Annotated in this window: 16 protein-coding genes and 1 pseudogene; 8 read left to right on the plus strand and 9 right to left on the minus strand. The window is 63.5% G+C overall.

All coding sequences use genetic code 11. From position 1 onward, the window contains the following. The first annotated feature begins 62 nt into the window (after positions 1-62). Entirely contained in the window at positions 63-359 is a 297-nt protein-coding gene (locus HWV23_RS12580; RefSeq protein WP_178290747.1) for a DUF7565 family protein, read from the plus strand. Between the two features lie 113 nt (positions 360-472). Here HWV23_RS12580 and HWV23_RS12585 read toward each other — a convergent pair whose 3' ends face one another. From HWV23_RS12585 to HWV23_RS12600, 4 genes are all read right to left on the minus strand, one after another. Next, positions 473-910: a transcription elongation factor Spt5 gene (locus tag HWV23_RS12585; RefSeq protein ID WP_178290748.1), complete on the minus strand. Its 438-nt coding sequence runs from the start codon at positions 908-910 to the stop codon at positions 473-475. After that, positions 910-1,083, minus strand: coding sequence for a protein translocase SEC61 complex subunit gamma (locus HWV23_RS12590; RefSeq protein WP_178291667.1), 174 nt, complete (start codon positions 1,081-1,083; stop codon positions 910-912). The genes HWV23_RS12585 and HWV23_RS12590 overlap by 1 nt, the downstream gene beginning before the upstream one ends. 130 nt (positions 1,084-1,213) lie before the next feature. Further along, entirely contained in the window at positions 1,214-2,389 is a 1,176-nt protein-coding gene (gene ftsZ / locus HWV23_RS12595; protein ID WP_178290749.1) for a cell division protein FtsZ, read from the minus strand. Between the two features lie 140 nt (positions 2,390-2,529). Beyond that, positions 2,530-3,855, minus strand: coding sequence for a D-aminoacyl-tRNA deacylase (locus HWV23_RS12600; RefSeq protein ID WP_178290750.1), 1,326 nt, complete (start codon positions 3,853-3,855; stop codon positions 2,530-2,532). A 169-nt stretch (positions 3,856-4,024) separates the two neighbouring features. On the opposite strand from HWV23_RS12600, the gene HWV23_RS12605 reads away from it, so the two are divergent. The 5 genes from HWV23_RS12605 to HWV23_RS12625 all read left to right on the plus strand — a co-directional run bounded on the left by HWV23_RS12605 (position 4,025) and on the right by HWV23_RS12625 (position 8,325). Further along, the gene (locus HWV23_RS12605) at positions 4,025-4,819 is read left to right on the plus strand and encodes a shikimate dehydrogenase (protein WP_178290751.1); all 795 of its coding nucleotides are present in this window, start codon (positions 4,025-4,027) and stop codon (positions 4,817-4,819) included. 63 nt (positions 4,820-4,882) lie between these two features. Further along, positions 4,883-5,359: a helix-hairpin-helix domain-containing protein gene (locus HWV23_RS12610; protein ID WP_178290752.1), complete on the plus strand. Its 477-nt coding sequence runs from the start codon at positions 4,883-4,885 to the stop codon at positions 5,357-5,359. A gap of 40 nt (positions 5,360-5,399) precedes the next feature. After that, positions 5,400-6,887: an anthranilate synthase component I family protein gene (locus HWV23_RS12615; protein WP_178290753.1), complete on the plus strand. Its 1,488-nt coding sequence runs from the start codon at positions 5,400-5,402 to the stop codon at positions 6,885-6,887. After that, a complete protein-coding gene (locus HWV23_RS12620) occupies positions 6,887-7,471 on the plus strand; it encodes an anthranilate synthase component II (RefSeq protein WP_178290754.1) in 585 nt (194 codons plus the stop codon). Before HWV23_RS12615 ends, HWV23_RS12620 begins: the two co-directional genes overlap by 1 nt. Next, entirely contained in the window at positions 7,456-8,325 is an 870-nt protein-coding gene (locus tag HWV23_RS12625; protein WP_178290755.1) for an aminotransferase class IV, read from the plus strand. The genes HWV23_RS12620 and HWV23_RS12625 overlap by 16 nt, the downstream gene beginning before the upstream one ends. Positions 8,326-8,348: 23 nt before the next feature. Here HWV23_RS12625 and HWV23_RS12630 read toward each other — a convergent pair whose 3' ends face one another. Both HWV23_RS12630 and HWV23_RS12635 read right to left on the minus strand, forming a co-directional pair. Next, positions 8,349-9,155, minus strand: coding sequence for a DUF8054 domain-containing protein (locus HWV23_RS12630; RefSeq protein WP_178290756.1), 807 nt, complete (start codon positions 9,153-9,155; stop codon positions 8,349-8,351). 191 nt (positions 9,156-9,346) lie between these two features. Beyond that, positions 9,347-9,766, minus strand: a complete 420-nt coding sequence (locus HWV23_RS12635) for a Rieske (2Fe-2S) protein (RefSeq protein WP_178290757.1) — start codon at positions 9,764-9,766, stop codon at positions 9,347-9,349. Between the two features lie 712 nt (positions 9,767-10,478). Here HWV23_RS12635 and HWV23_RS12640 point away from each other — a divergent pair. Next, positions 10,479-11,351: an amidohydrolase family protein gene (locus tag HWV23_RS12640; RefSeq protein ID WP_178290758.1), complete on the plus strand. Its 873-nt coding sequence runs from the start codon at positions 10,479-10,481 to the stop codon at positions 11,349-11,351. Between the two features lie 64 nt (positions 11,352-11,415). Here HWV23_RS12640 and HWV23_RS12645 read toward each other — a convergent pair whose 3' ends face one another. Then, on the minus strand, positions 11,416-12,558 hold the full coding sequence (locus HWV23_RS12645; protein WP_178290759.1) for a thiolase family protein: 1,143 nt from the start codon (positions 12,556-12,558) through the stop codon (positions 11,416-11,418). A gap of 153 nt (positions 12,559-12,711) precedes the next feature. Here HWV23_RS12645 and HWV23_RS12650 point away from each other — a divergent pair. Beyond that, positions 12,712-12,945, plus strand: a pseudogene (locus tag HWV23_RS12650) (hypothetical protein); the annotation flags it as partial. A gap of 36 nt (positions 12,946-12,981) precedes the next feature. Here HWV23_RS12650 and HWV23_RS12655 read toward each other — a convergent pair. After that, entirely contained in the window at positions 12,982-13,329 is a 348-nt protein-coding gene (locus tag HWV23_RS12655; RefSeq protein ID WP_178290760.1) for a nuclear transport factor 2 family protein, read from the minus strand. Beyond that, entirely contained in the window at positions 13,326-14,777 is a 1,452-nt protein-coding gene (locus HWV23_RS12660; protein WP_178290761.1) for an aldehyde dehydrogenase family protein, read from the minus strand. Before HWV23_RS12660 ends, HWV23_RS12655 begins: the two co-directional genes overlap by 4 nt. Positions 14,778-14,853: the final 76 nt, after the last annotated feature.

Below are 14,853 nucleotides of genomic sequence, written 5' to 3' on the forward strand. Positions count from 1 at the left end.
AAACCGGCACACAGCCCGTATCAGCGAGTGCCTTTTTATCCCAAGGTGCCGAGGGTCGGTGTATGTGGGAATGTGCTATCGCGGGGTGCGACTACGACACGGGGGACATCGAGGAGCTGCTCGTCCATCAGGCCGATGCCCACGATAGACACCAGTGTCAGATCTGCGGGACTGTCGTGCCGGACGGCTACTTCGCCATCCGACACGTCTTTTCGGAACACTCCCGGGCGGAGTACCTCCGCAACTACGACGCGGATACCGACGACATCCGTGTCCGCGAGCGAGTCCTGAGGGAAATCGAGTCCGAGGCGGATATCGAGGCGGTCGTCGACCGTATCGGCGGCAACGCGGGCGCCTGAACTGGTTTCGAGACGCGCAGCTATTCGGTATCTTAAAAACGGGTATCGGTAGAACCCGGCTTACCGTTCCTCGCTATTCTCGTGAACAAAGCGAACGAGAAGCGAAGAGCGCGTTAGCGCTCTTCGGAGTCGAGAACCCGAATCTGGTCGCCACGGACCGTGACCGGAATCGGAACCGTCGCCTCGTAGAGTTCGACGGTGACCTGGTCTTTGCCCTCGTCGATACGCTGGACCTGCGCTTTCTCGCCTTTGAACGGCCCGGCGATGAGTTCGACGATGTCGCCTTCCGCGATGCCCTCGACGTCCGGTTTGGGGCTGAGGAAGTGCTCGACTTCAGCCATCGAGGACTCGCCGGGAACGAGGTTCCGCGCGTGAGGAATGTCCTCGAGTGCGCGGTCGATGGCGGCGCTGCCCTCGGCTTCGACCATCACGTAACTGGTCAGCGAGTCGGGTGCCAAGGCGGCGTGAATGTCGTCTTCCTCGCGGCTGATAATCATGTCAGCGACGGTCTGTTCCTGGCTCGCGGTGGTCTTGACGGCGAAGATGCCCATCACGGACCCCCCGGGATGAACGTCATAATCGCGAAGATGACGAAGCCCATGAGTCCCACGAGGACGATGCCGAGTCCGGCGACCAGCGAGACCTTCGAGAACTCGTCCCATGAGGGCGTACTCGCCAGTTTGAGCACGCGAACGTAGGACGTGAGGTCGGTCGGCGTATCCATATCCGACAGTTCCATCTCAGGGGTTTTCTACCTGTTGGTTATAAACGTCGCAAAAGGCGGACTCGATGAGGTGGTCGCTGTCGGCGGCACCGACCGCTCGATGGGACGGGAGACCGACGGCCCGGCGGCGTTATTCGACGTAGTCGATATTGTCGCCGCCGTCCTGTACGGCGCGTTCCTGCTCGGCCTCGCTCTTGCCGTAAATCTGCGGGCTCTCGACGCCGGTGACGACGATCATCGTCTCCATCTTGCCGTCGAACTCGGGGTTGACCGAGGCACCCCAGATGATGCGGGCGTCGGGGTCGATGCGGTCGTAGATTTCCTCGACGACGCCCTCGGCTTCCTCGATGGACATGTCGGGGCCGCCGACGACGTTGACGAGCGCGCTGTTGGCGCCGTCGAACTCGACGTCGAGCAGCGGCGAGCGGAGCGCGGAGCGAATCGAGTCCTGGGCCTTGTTCTCCGAATCGCTCTCGCCGAGACCGATCATGGCGACGCCGCCGTTCTCCATGATGGTCTTCACGTCGGCGAAGTCGACGTTGACCAGCCCGGGCTTGGTAATCAGTTCGGTCATGCCCTTGACCGAGCGCATCAGGACGCGGTCACAGATCTTGAAGGCGTCCTGCAGGGGCATGTTCGGCGCGTAATCCAGTAGGCGGTCGTTCGGGATGACGATGACGGTGTCGGCGACCGCACGGAGGCGTTCGAGGCCCGCGTCGGCGTTGGCGCGGCGACGTTCGCCTTCGGCGGTAAACGGAATCGTCACGATGGCGATGGTTAGCGCACCGGCGTCCTGTGCGGCCTGGGCGACGACGGGCGCGGAACCGGTGCCGGTGCCACCGCCGAGGCCGGCGGTGACGAAGACCATATCGGAGTCGTCGATGGACTGATTGATGTCGTCGATATTCTCCTGGGCAGCCTCCTCGCCGATTTTCGGGACGGAGCCGGCCCCACGGCCGCCGGTTCGCTGGCGGCCGATGAGGATCTTCTCGTCGGCTTCGACCTCGGTTGCGAGGTGCTGGGCGTCGGTGTTCGCGGCGACGAGTTTCGCCCCGTGGATGCCGGCCTCGGCCATCCGGGTGACGGTGTTGCCGCCGGCGCCGCCACAGCCGACGACGGTGATTTTCGTCTCGAGATCTTTGACGACCTCGGCGAGTTCCTCGTCGGTCATGGTGCCTGACCCTTTTACGTCCTGGTCGGCGGCGGTGCCGCCGTCTGTGGCGTTGCCGTTCGCCGCGGACGCTGGCGCCTCGCTGTCCCCATCCTCTTCAGCTTCGTCGATAGCGTCCTCGATAATCGAGTCCATCTATGAATGGCGGTGTCGCGCACGCGCTTAAAGTATCTTTCCCCCGCGTCTGACGTTCGTCATACGATTTGCGGCCGTTTCAGCCCTCGATAGCGGAAATCTGCGATAAACCATTAGCCACGATATAAAATCCGCCCCGCTCAGAACGGGAAGCGCTGCTCGCGCGCGCGACGAACGTCGTCCGGCGTGACCGTCTCGCCGTCGATTTCGACGCACTCTCCAGCCGAGAGGCGACCGAAGGCCGGTCCCTCCTCGATTCCGGCCTCGCGTGCGAGTTCGGGGTCGAAGGCTTCGCGCCGGGCGACGACCGCGTCGTCCTCGACAGTGACGGTGTCGTATTTCGATTCGAGAACGGCCGCTAGTTCGTCGATGAGCGCTCGGTAGGTGGCAGCCTCGGGGAGTGCGACGGGTCCCGACGCGAGTGAGCCACCCTCCGCAGTCTCGTAGGCGAGGGCGTGTGCGGACACGGCATCGAATACGGCCTCGCGGTCGACCCCGTTCGCCTCGTCGAGCAGGTCCGTCGGCAGGTCGTCGACGTAGAAGCCACCCTCGTATCCCTCGGCGGGGTCGCCGAACCGAAGCCCGTCGTCTACCGGCGCTAGGTCACGCTCCAGTTGCGCGACGAGGTCCAGCGGTACGTCCGTCGTCTCCCGAAGCCACGTCTCCGAGACGGTCTCGAAGCCGAGGTCCTCGATGACGGCTTCGAGTTCGGGGTAGTCGCCGTCGACGAGGGCGTGGTCGGCGCCGCTCGCCTGAAACGCCTTGGCGACGACGGCCCGGGCCTCGTGGGGGTCGCCCATCTCTTCGAGGCCCCAGTTCGCGGCGATGTGGCCGACGCCCCAGTCGGTTTCGGTCAACACGCGGTCGAAGCGGGGCGCGTAGTGGTTGCCGCCGAAGCCGATAACCGCGCGGTCGGTCCCGGGGTCGACTTCACAGAGGTCCAATATCGCGCGTGCGACGGCTTCCGCTCCATCGGCGTCTCGCCATTGGTCCTCACCGCTGCCCAGTTCGACGAATAGTGAGGGACAGCCGACGCTGCTCGGTCCGTGGTGGGTACACTCGATACCGGCGTCGTAGCTCTCGGGTGCGTGTTCTTCGAAGGCTTCGCGGACGGCGGATAGCGCGTTCGGCGCGGCACGCGCGAGTGACCCGGCGTAACCGCCGTATTCGGCGGGGCCGAAGTTCCCCGTCGCGTGGGCGGTCAGGAGGGAACCGGTATCGCCCGCATGCCGTGAGGCGAAAACGAGCATGTCGGGTTCGTCGAAGGTGGCTGCGACGCCGTCGAGATGGATATGTAGGTCCTCGAAGGTCCGCAACTCCGCGCCATCCGTCCGATAGTATCGGCCGCCACCGTTCTCGTCAGAGCGGCTCTCATCCTCGTGTTCGGTCCAGAAAGCGATATCCAGCAGATGGTCGCCGATGTGTTCGGAGGCCTCGTCGGCCCGAGAAACGACGATAGCGAGCATACGCTATCTCGGCGTGCCGGCCGCTAAAGGCGTCCGGTTCAGCGAACGCCCCGTGTCGCCCGCGATTCTGTGCCCCGGGCGTGGCGCTTCTGTCGCATTTGCTATCTCGATATACGGTTTATCACGCGTTCGGGAACCCTTTTGCCGATGGGCGGAGTCGACGTTCCATATGCAGGTTTACGGTCTCATCGGCAACCCCGTCGGCCACTCGGTATCGCCGCCGATGCACGAGGCGGCCTACGAGGAACTTGGAATCGACGCCCGCTATGTCACCTTCGAGCCGAGTCCGGAGTCGCTCGGCGTGGCGCTCGATGGCGCCAGTGCGCTCGGGGTTCGCGGCCTGAACGTCACGATTCCGTTCAAGGAGGACGTACTGCCGCTGGTCGACCCGGACCCGCTGGCCGAGCGCATCGGGGCGGTCAACACTATCGACTTCGAAGGCGAACCGACTGGCCACAACACCGACGCCGCGGGCGTCACGCGCGCGTTCGAACATCACGATGTCTCGCTTTCGGGTACGGGCGTCGTCGTCGGTGCCGGCGGTGCGGGCCGGGCCGCTGCCTTCGCGCTCGCGGACGAGGGCGTCGACGTGCGAATCGCCAACCGGACCGTTTCGCGGGCCGAGGGACTCGCCGAGGAGGTGCCGAACGCCAGCGCGCACGGACTCGACGGCCTCGATGCCCTCCTCGACGGCGCCGACCTGCTGGTCAACGCGACGAGCGTCGGGATGGAAGCCGACGAAACGCCGGTCCCACAGTCGGCCCTCCACGCCGACCTCGCGGTGCTGGACGCCGTTTATAAGCCGCTGGAGACGCGGCTGCTCCGGGACGCCGCCGACGTCGGTGCCACGACCATCGATGGCGCGTGGATGTTGCTCTATCAGGGGGTCGAGGCCTTCGAACACTGGACTGACCGCGACGCGCCTGTTGCCGTAATGAACAACGCGCTTAGAGCGTCGCTATAACCGGGTTCGCGGGGTTTGCGGCAGTGGTCGGGGTTTAAGTAATCGCCGATTAATATTCCAACTATGCCAATCGTCAAACTACTGCGATCGGTTCTGGGAATCAGCGATTCCAAGTCCGAGGAACCGACCGAATCGACGGACGTCTCCGTCGAGCACGAACCCGACGTGGACGACGCGGCGGCGGCCGGCACCGACGCGACCGCCTCTACGGGCTCGATGACCGAGGAACCGCCCGAAGACGAGGAATCAGCGGCCGAACCCGCCGAAACCGGTACCGATGTGAGCGACCACAGCGGAACCGATACGGCTGCTGCCGAATCGGCCGAAGCCGCCGGCCCTGTTCCCGAGGAAGCCGAGGGCGGCTCGGACCCCGTCGAGAACGTGAGCGGTATCGGCCCCGCGTACGCCAAACGCCTCGAAGAAGCGGGCATCGAGTCGGTTCAGAACCTCCTCGACGTCGACCCCGAGGAGTTGGCCTCGAAGACGGACCTCTCCGAAAAGCGCATCAAGCGCTGGCAGGAGCGGGCCTCCGAAGTATAGACCGCAAAACGGTTACTCCTTCGCTGCCTCTCGGGTGGTAATGCGAGTCGTTACCGACCGGAGTGCGTTCCGTTCGGCAGCCACGTCGGCGGCCGTCGACGCCCGCGTCCCGGTCGAACTACAGGTCCGTGTTGCCGACCCCTTCGAAGCCTACCGCCGCGCACGACGCGGCGACGGTGGGGACGTGTTTCTGGAGACCACGGGCGGACAGGAAGGCTGGGGCTACTTCGCTACGGACCCAATCGAACGCGTGACCGTCGGGAGCGAGGCCGTCCATCGCGACGGTGGTTCGCCGTCGCTGGCGACGCTCGATGGCCTCCTCGGCAGCGAGACGCTCGAAGGGGGCGACTGTTCGGTTCCGTACCCGTGCGGCGTCTTCGGTTGGCTCTCCTACGATATCGCCCGCGAACTGGAGGCACTCCCCGGTGGGACGATTGACGACCGGGGCCTTCCCCGCCTCCAGGTCGCGAAATACGACCGAGTCGTCACCTGGGAGGTACCGTGGACCGGCGAGGCGACCCTCCGAGTGACCGCCTGCCCCCGTCTCGACGAGTACGAATCGGTCGATGCGGCCTACGACTGGGCGGTCGGGCACGCCCGTGAACTCGTCGCGCGTGCAGTCGCGGGCGACCGGTCCGTCGGCCGCGCACCTGCCGAAACCGATGAGGCAACCTTCGATGCCGGCTGTTCCCGGGAGGCCTTCGCCGACCGGGTGCGCCGCGTCAAGGAGTACATCCGCGATGGCGACACCTTTCAGGCCAACGTCTCCCAGCGGCTTTCGGCGCCTGCGGCGGTCCACCCCGTCGAGGCCTACGCCGCGCTCCGCCGGGTCAACCCCGCGCCCTACTCGGCGCTCGTCGAGTTCGACGGCGTCGACCTGGTCAGCGCGAGTCCCGAACTCCTCCTCGACGTGGAGGGCGACCGCTTGCTGACCGAACCGATAGCCGGTACGCGCCCCCGCGGGCGCACGCCAGAGGAAGACGAGGCGCTAGAAGGCGACCTCCTGTCGGACGAGAAAGAGCGGGCCGAACACGCGATGCTCGTCGACCTCGAACGAAACGACCTCGGGAAGGTAAGCGAATACGGTACCGTCGACGTCCGGGAGTACCGCCGCGTCGACCGCTACTCCGAGGTGATGCATCTGGTCAGTCTCATCGAGGGCCAACGGCGCGAGGACTGCTCGCTCGCCGACGCCGTCGCGGCGGTCTTCCCCGGCGGCACCATCACGGGCGCCCCAAAACCCCGAACGATGGAGATTATCGACGAGGTCGAAGCCACGCGCCGCGGGCCCTACACTGGCGCAATCGGCGTCTTCGGCTTCGACGACCGCGCGACGCTCAATATCGTCATCCGAACGCTGGTTCGCCACGAGGACCGCTACGACCTGCGGGTCGGCGCCGGCATCGTCCACGATTCTGACCCCGAGAGTGAATACGAGGAGACGCTCGACAAGGGTCGGGCGCTCGTCAACGCCCTCGACCGGGCGCTTGACGAACGGACCGCTCTCGCTCTGGAGGTGGCAGACTGATGGCCGTCCCCACGATTCTCGTCATCGATAACTACGACTCGTTCGTCTACAACCTCGTCCAGTACGTCGGCACCCACGCCGAGGTCGTGGTCCGTCGAAACGACGCCATCGACGTCGACGGGGTCCGCGAACTGGACCCCGACGGTATCGTCGTCTCACCAGGGCCCGGAACGCCCGCGGATGCGGGCGTCTCGGTATCCATCTTCGAGGAACTGGACTATCCGACTCTTGGCGTCTGTCTCGGTCATCAGGTATTGTGTGCCGCAAACGGCGCCACGGTCGGCCACGCGCCGCACGTGGTCCACGGCAAGCCCTCCGTCGTGACCCACGACGGCCGTGGCCTCTTTGCGGACCTCCCCGACCGGTTCGAGGTCGGGCGATACCACTCGCTGGCCGTCGACCACGACGACCTGCCCGCGGACCTCGTGGAGACGGCCCGTACCGACGCCGAGGGTGGCGTCGTGATGGGTGTTCGCCACTGCGAGAAACCCCACGTCGGCGTCCAGTTCCACCCCGAAAGCATCCTCACCGACACCGGTGAGCGCATGGTCGAAACCTTCTGTGACACATGCAGTACCACGTAAACGGCGAACTGGTCGACCGGGAGGAGGCGACCGTCAGCGTCGACGACCGGGGGTTCCGATACGGCGATGCGGCCTTCGAAACGTGTCGTGTCTACGGCGGGACTGTCTTCGCGTGGGACCGGCATTTCGACCGTCTCGAAACCACCTGTGAGACGCTGGGGATGCCCGAGGCGATACCCGACGACATCGACACCCGCATCGACGAGACGCTGACGGCGAACGACCTCGAAGACGCGTACCTCCGCGTGTCCATCAGCCGCGGGGTCCAGCCAGGGAAGCTGACCCCCGACGAGGACGTCGACCCGACGGTCGTCGTCTACGTCAAACCCCTCCCCCGTGGCGGTACCGAGGGCGAACGCGTCTGGGACGACCCTGCAGTCGTCCAGTCGGTCACGCGTCGGCGGCCCCCGGAGAGCGTGCTCCCGGCCGACGCGAAGACCCACAACTACCTCAACGGCATCCTCGCGCGTCTGGAACTCCGGCGGGCGTCCCGCGAGGGGTATCAGCCCGACGAGGCGCTGATGCGGGACACCGACGGGAATCTGGCCGAGGGTGCGACGAGCAACGTCTTCTTCGTCGACGACGGCATTCTGCGGACGCCCGCCGAAGACTCGTTGCTCCCCGGTATCACCCGGGAGACCGTCATCGAACTCGCCGAAGAGGAAGGGTTTACCGTCGATTCGGGACGGTATACGGTCGACGACTTGCGTCAGGCTGACGAGGCCTTCCTGACGAATTCGACGTGGGAAATCAGGCCGATTGCGACGGCGGACGGAATCGATATCGGCGACGGCCCGATGACGAAACTCCTCCAGCGGCTTTACGACCGGCGAATCGAGGCCCGCTGTTACTGATACGTTGTCCGAACGGACAGCGCTCAGGCCGGCTCCTGATGCGGGACTTCGAGAAGGCGGTCACCGCAGTCCTCGCAGGCGACCGCGACGACGGTCGTCGACCGACAGCAGGATTCGACGACTTCGGTATCAGTGGTGACGGGTCCCCCACAGGTCGGACAGTCCGTGATGAACACGCGGAGGCCGCCGAGCAACTGGCTCCGGTGCTGTGAGGGCAGCGACGACCAGTAATCGATCCAGTCGGGGAGTTCCTTGGCCGCCGCCAAATCGGCCAGCAGCGCGGCTCGGGATTCCCACTGGCCGATCTGTTCCCCGTCGCTGTGAGCGATGAAGGCGTCGCCGTAGGTCTCGAAGTCGATGGTCTCCCGTTCCAAATCGAGTTGGTCGGCGAGTTCGTCCCGGAGGGCGTCCTCGTCTTCGAGTGCCTCGATGCGACCCAGCCACGCCGTCTCGAAGTCGTCGGTCAGACAGAGGTCGTCCACGTCAGCACAGGGCTCGACGGCACCGGCTTCCAGTAGGACTTCCTCCGGGTTGAAATCGCTCGGCGGTTCGGGGGTCGGCTCCGGTGCCTTGTCGAACTTCGCGAGCAGCCACTCCGGGAAATACCGTTTCGTGAGTTCGGGCGTCTTCGGGACGAGATAGCCTCGAAGCCAGATACTTCCCGCAGCGAGGACGGCGAAAACGCCCGCGAGCGGCGGTGATACGAACGCCAGTACCCCTGTCAGCACCACGGCGATGACGATATTCGTGACGGTACAGGGAATACAGCGGTTCTCCCCCGTGTATTCGGGCTGGCGAAGCCTCGATACTACCTCGCTCGTCGTTTCCATGGAGAACCGTATAACACGGGACGGGAAAACTGCGTGGGGTCAGTTACCGCTGAACCGTGCGCCCCGACGAGAGGTCATGGTCGCTTTTCGGTCCGACGTGGTCGAACTCGTATTCGTCCTCGGTGAGATAGACGCCCCCGCCCTCGACGTCGACTCCTTCGAGGGTCGCGCCCTCACAGGGGCCAGACTGCTCAAAACTTGTAGTTCGACTTCGATTCCAGATCTATCTCGTCTTTCTCGAGCGGCCCCTGACGCACGAACTCGAAGTCCTCGTCGGTGAGAAACACGTCCCCCTCGTCGACCGAGACGTCGACCTCGTTGAGATACGCGCCTTCACACGGACCGAACGTACAGAAGCCGGTGTCCTGTTCGAAGTACGCCGCGTGGTTCGTACAGACGATTTCCCCGTCGCGCATCTCCGCTCCCGAACCCTTGTCGAGCTTGATGTGGGTGTAGTGCTGGCAGTAATTCAGCCACCCGTGAATCGAGTCGTCATCTCGAAGCAGGATGGCTTCCTTCTCGTCGCCGGAGTCGACTTCCTCGATGGTGAAAATGTACGTCGTATCGACGGGTACGTCATCGACAGCTACGATTCTGCTTCCCGAGTCCATTACTGGCCGCTAGCAGGCGCCGGGACTTAGATGTGTAGTTTGAAGATTCGTTCGCGGTACCTCGGTTCGGTGTCCTCGCCGTGCGTCGGATATAGCAGTCGATGCTGCCTCCGGAGGCTTCGGTTCCGTCCTTATCCCGCGGATGTGGTTGGCCCGTTCGTGTCCGAATTATATTGGTGGATTTACTCGACGTTCAAAATATAATGATACTGTCTGAAACTCAAAAATGATAACTTTACAATGAATCTTGGTTTGCGAGTTCAATAATCTCCTCGGATGGCCGCTCACGCTCGGCGACCGCGACGTCGATACGGCCGATAAAGCAGCTTATCCGGCCGTTTTGGCATGGAACTTGGAAGACCTATCGTCTTATATTTAAGTCAACAGCGCCGCGGACCGGCTGTGCTTAGTTACGGATGAGGCGAGTGAAACTTCGGCTGGCTAAATGGGCAAATAGTTGCTCTTAGCGCTTTTAACGGTTGTATTTGGTGGGGAAATGTTGGGGGTGAGAGCGGACACAGAGCGAATCGGTGAAACTCGGTATTCAGTTCTATTTGTCTAAGATATATGTTTTAAATACTAATCAAAAATATGGTAGTATCTGTGTCAAACGGCATAGATGCAGGCCTTCGACGGTTGGTGAGATCCGCTCGACTAAACACGATGTTTGCAGAGAGGGTACTTTTTTGAATAGCGGCGTAAGAGTGAGCATATGGGCGAATTACCCGGACAGGCAGCAGGCCGTCTCATCGACACGCACGCACATCAACCGACGGCGGAGTTCTTGGTGGACGCCGGCGGCGAAATGATGGCCGATGCCGCCGACAAATTCGGAACCGATCTCGAGACGTGGGATTACGAGGAGATGTACGATGAGTACCGGAACGCCGGCGTTGGACACGCCGTCTTGCTGGGGTGGGATGCCGAAACGAATACCGGCAATCCACCGGTTCCGAACGACTACGTCGCGGAGATTCGCGATGAGTATCCCGATTTCTTCGTCGGGTTCGGAAGCGTCGACCCGCACAAAGACGACTGTGTTCGAGAGGCTATTCGCTGCGTCGAAGACCTCAACCTGTCGGGGTTCAAATTTCAGCAAATCGCTCAGGGCTTCGACCCGTCCGACCCCGAGCACCGCCACCTCTGGAACACGATCGAGGACCTCGACGTTCCGGTCGTCTTTCACGGCGGAAACTCCACGCTCGGTGCCTGCAGCGCCGGTGGACGGGGATTGAAAGTCAAATACGGGAATCCGATGCTCATCGACGACGTGGCGGCCGAGCATCCCGGAATGGACATTCTCATCGCACATCCTGCGTTCCCGTGGGAGAAAGAACAACTCGCTATCTGCCAGCAGAAAGGAAACGTCTACATGGACCTCTCAGGCTGGCTCCCGGAGTACATCGACGACCAGGTCCTCCAGTATGCGGGCACGGTTCTCCGGGACAAAGTGATGTTTGGAACCGATTACCCGATGATTCGTCCCGACGACTGGCTCGATTCGTTCGCCGAACACACGAACTACGACGAGGACACCCAGCGGAAACTCCTCTTCGAGAACGCCGAATCCTTCCTCGAGCTTTGATCGAACGTAGGTGATCGTCCTTCGAGACACCGTGGCTTCTCGATGCGCGGACGCCCGCCAGTAATCAGGGTCGCTCGAAAATCGTCGCGACTCCCTGTCCGAACCCGACGCACATCGTCGCCAGGCCGTACGTCGCGTCCTGTTTTTCCATCTCGTGCAGCAGCGTAGTGGAGATACGCGCACCCGAACAGCCGAGCGGGTGTCCGAGCGCGAGAGCGCCACCGTTGACGTTTACTTTCTTGTCGGGAATCCCGAGTTCGCGCACGCAATGGAGGCTCTGTGCGGCGAAGGCTTCGTTGAGTTCCACGAGGTCGATGTCGTCGATGGTGAGGCCAGCGTCGTCAAGCGCCGCACGAGTCGCGGGAATCGGCCCTTTCCCCATGACCAGCGGGTCGACACCGGCGACGCTCCGCGTCTTGACAGTGGCCATGACGTCGAGCCCGTGATCCTCGGCGTACGATTCGGACGTCACGAGCATACCGGATGCCCCGTCGGTCAGCGGCGAGGCATTGCCCGGTGTGACCGACGCCGCGTCGTCGTCGCGGAAGACGGTCGGCAACTCGCCCAGTTTTTCGACGGTCGTGCCCGGCCGGGGGGTCTCGTCGGTATCGAACGACCCGTCGGTAGTTTCGACGGAAACGAGTTCGTCATCGAACCGCCCCTCCTCGGCCGCCGCGACTGCACGCTCGTGGGAACGCATGGCGAACGTATCCTGAGCCTCCCGGCTGACGTCGTGGCGGCGCGCGATAGTTTCGGCGGTCTGGCCCATCGGTAGTCTGTCCGAGTCGTAGCGCTCCTCGATGGCAGGGTGGAGCCAGTCGGAGAAGGGAATCCGACTCATCTGCTCGACGCCGGCGACTGGATAGACCGCGCCGTCGCCGGCCTCGATGGCGCGGGCGGCGTCGTTGAGCGCAGTCAGCGACGACCCACAGAGGCGCGTCGTGGTGGACGCCGGTATCGATTCCGGGAACCCACCGGCGAGTAGCGACTGCCGGGCGAGGTTTCGGCCCTGTTCGTTCTCTTGATTCGCACAGCCGAGGCGAAAGTCCGCCCACTCCGCGGCCGGGACGGAAGTTCGCTCGACCAATGCGTCGAGGATAGTCGTCACCAGATCCTCTGGGTACACGTCAGCAAGCCCGCCGTCTTTCTTGGCCATCGGTGTACGAACGGCCTCGACAACGACGGCTCGTGTGCCAGAATCGCTCATAGTCGTTTCTCCGTTTTTGGAAGGAAGACATTAATGTACTGGTCGTGCTCCACACCGCCTCTGGCTGGCAACGGTTCTGGTCTCGTACGTGGTGCAAGTAGCTGTACTCGGAGATGGCACTGTGGGTCACGCCATGGTCTCATCCTCTCGGGTGAGCGCGTCTACAACCTCGCCGCGTCCATGGCCGCGAGGAGCCGTGTTACACTCGAGTTCGCGAAGACGTCCGTGACGGCTGCGTCGCGGATGGATATCGAAGCCGGCATCGAGTACGAAGCCGAACTGTTCTCACAACTGTTCGGGACGCGAGAGAAAAACGAGGGAACCGACGCGTTTCTCGAGGACCGAGACTCCGAATGCACGGTGAGTCGACGCCAACCTTCCGTGTGAAAACGCCGCCGGCCGACTCCCGATGGTGAGTGCCGGCTACTCCTTCGGGATGAGTTTCCCGGCGAACGTCTGGAAGCGAATCGTGTCCTCGGGGATGTAGAACGTGTCCGTACAGAACTCGTAGACGGTCTCGTCGGTTTCTGCGTGCCAGACGAGGTACGCGAAGTCGTCCTCGACGTGCGTCTCGTCGACGTGGAGCGTGGCGTCCGCCGCTGCGAACTCGGAGAGCATGTTCTCGAAGACGCCCCGGATTTCGTCGCGTCCACGGAACACGCCCATCGTGGTGACAAGCACCGAGTCCTCGGCGTAATCCGCGAGCGTGGCGTCGATGTCGTGGGCGGCGAGCGCGTCGCAGTGTCGGTCGAACGTGTCCTGAGTGGTCATTCGAGGTTGATGTGGACGTTCTTCACTTCGGTGTACGACTCGATTGCCTGCTCGCCCTGCGCGCGGCCGTGACCGCTCGCCTTCGTCCCGCCGAACGGCGTCTGCGGCCACGTGTTCGGTGTCTCGTTGACCATCACCATGCCGTAGTCGAGTCGGTCGCTGAACGTGTGCGCACGGGAGAGGTCGTTCGTCCAGACGCAGGCGGTCAACCCGAACGGCGAGTCGTTCGCGACTTCGAGGGCTTCCTCCTCGCTACTTACTTCGATGACGGACAGGACGGGGCCGAATATCTCCTCGCGGGCGATGGTCATGTCGTTCGTGACGTTCGTGAACACCGTCGGTTCCACGAAGTGGCCGGTGTCCGTATCGTCCGGGACGCCGCCACCGGCGGCGACGGTCGCGCCTTCCTCCTTCCCGGTCTCGATGTAATCGAGGATGTCCTGCTGGTGGGCCTCGCTGACGACCGGCCCCATCTGGCCGTCGTCGTCGATACCGCTGCCGAGCGGGATGTTCTCCGCGATGGACGTGAGGGAGTCCACGAGTTCGTCGTGGACGTCCTCGTGGACGACCAGCCGCGAGTTCGCCCAACACATTTGACCGGCGTTCATGAAGATGCCGTACTGGACGCCACGGGCCGCGGCTTCGAGGTCTGCGTCGGGGAAGACGACCGCCGGGCCCTTTCCGCCGAGTTCGAGCGTCACATCGGCAACGGCATCAGCCGCGTCCCGCTGAATCGTCTTCCCGACGCCGGTGCTGCCCGTGAACGTCACGTGGTCGACGTCGTCGTGGCTCGCAAGCGCGCTTCCAGCCGTGGCTCCCGACCCTGGGATGACGTTGAGAACGCCGTCCGGGAGCCCTGCCTCCTCCGCCGCTTTTGCGTAGTAGAGTGCGGATAGCGGCGTCATACTGGACGGTTTGAGGACGACGGTATTCCCGGTGGCGAGCGCGGGCGCTACGCCACGTCCGGCGAGCTGGAACGGGAAGTTCCAGGGCGCGATGTGCGCGGTGACCCCAACGGGGTCGCGCTTCGTGTAGTTGAGTCGGGAGTCCGAGACGGGAATCTCGCTCCCGCCGTCCTTCTCGGTCCACCCCGCGTAGTACCGGAACGTATCGACGACCATCCCGACTTCGAGCTTCGCCTCGAACGGCGTCTTCCCGTTGTCGTGGGATTCGACGAGGGCGATTTCGTCCTTCATCTCCTCGATAGCGTCCGCCATCGCATGGAGCTTTGCGCGACGCTCCTCGGGGTCTATCGTCCGCCACTCGCCGTCGCGGGCGGCAGCCTCCGCGGCCGCCGCAACCGCATCGTCCACGTCGTCCGCGCCGGCTTTCTGCACGGTCGCGTACGTCGACTCCGTGGCGGGGTCTTCGGTTGCGATAGTGCCGTTGCTCTTTGCTGCAGTCCATTCGCCACCGATATACAGGTCTGTGGGCCCGGAATACTCCATTACGTATGAATCCTGAGCAGAGAATACCTTAATCGTTTTCGTTACTGAATCCACCTGAACGATTGATAGAACGGGA

Source organism: Natronomonas halophila (genome assembly GCF_013391085.1).
In the GTDB taxonomy this organism is placed as follows: Archaea; Halobacteriota; Halobacteria; order Halobacteriales; family Haloarculaceae; genus Natronomonas; species Natronomonas halophila.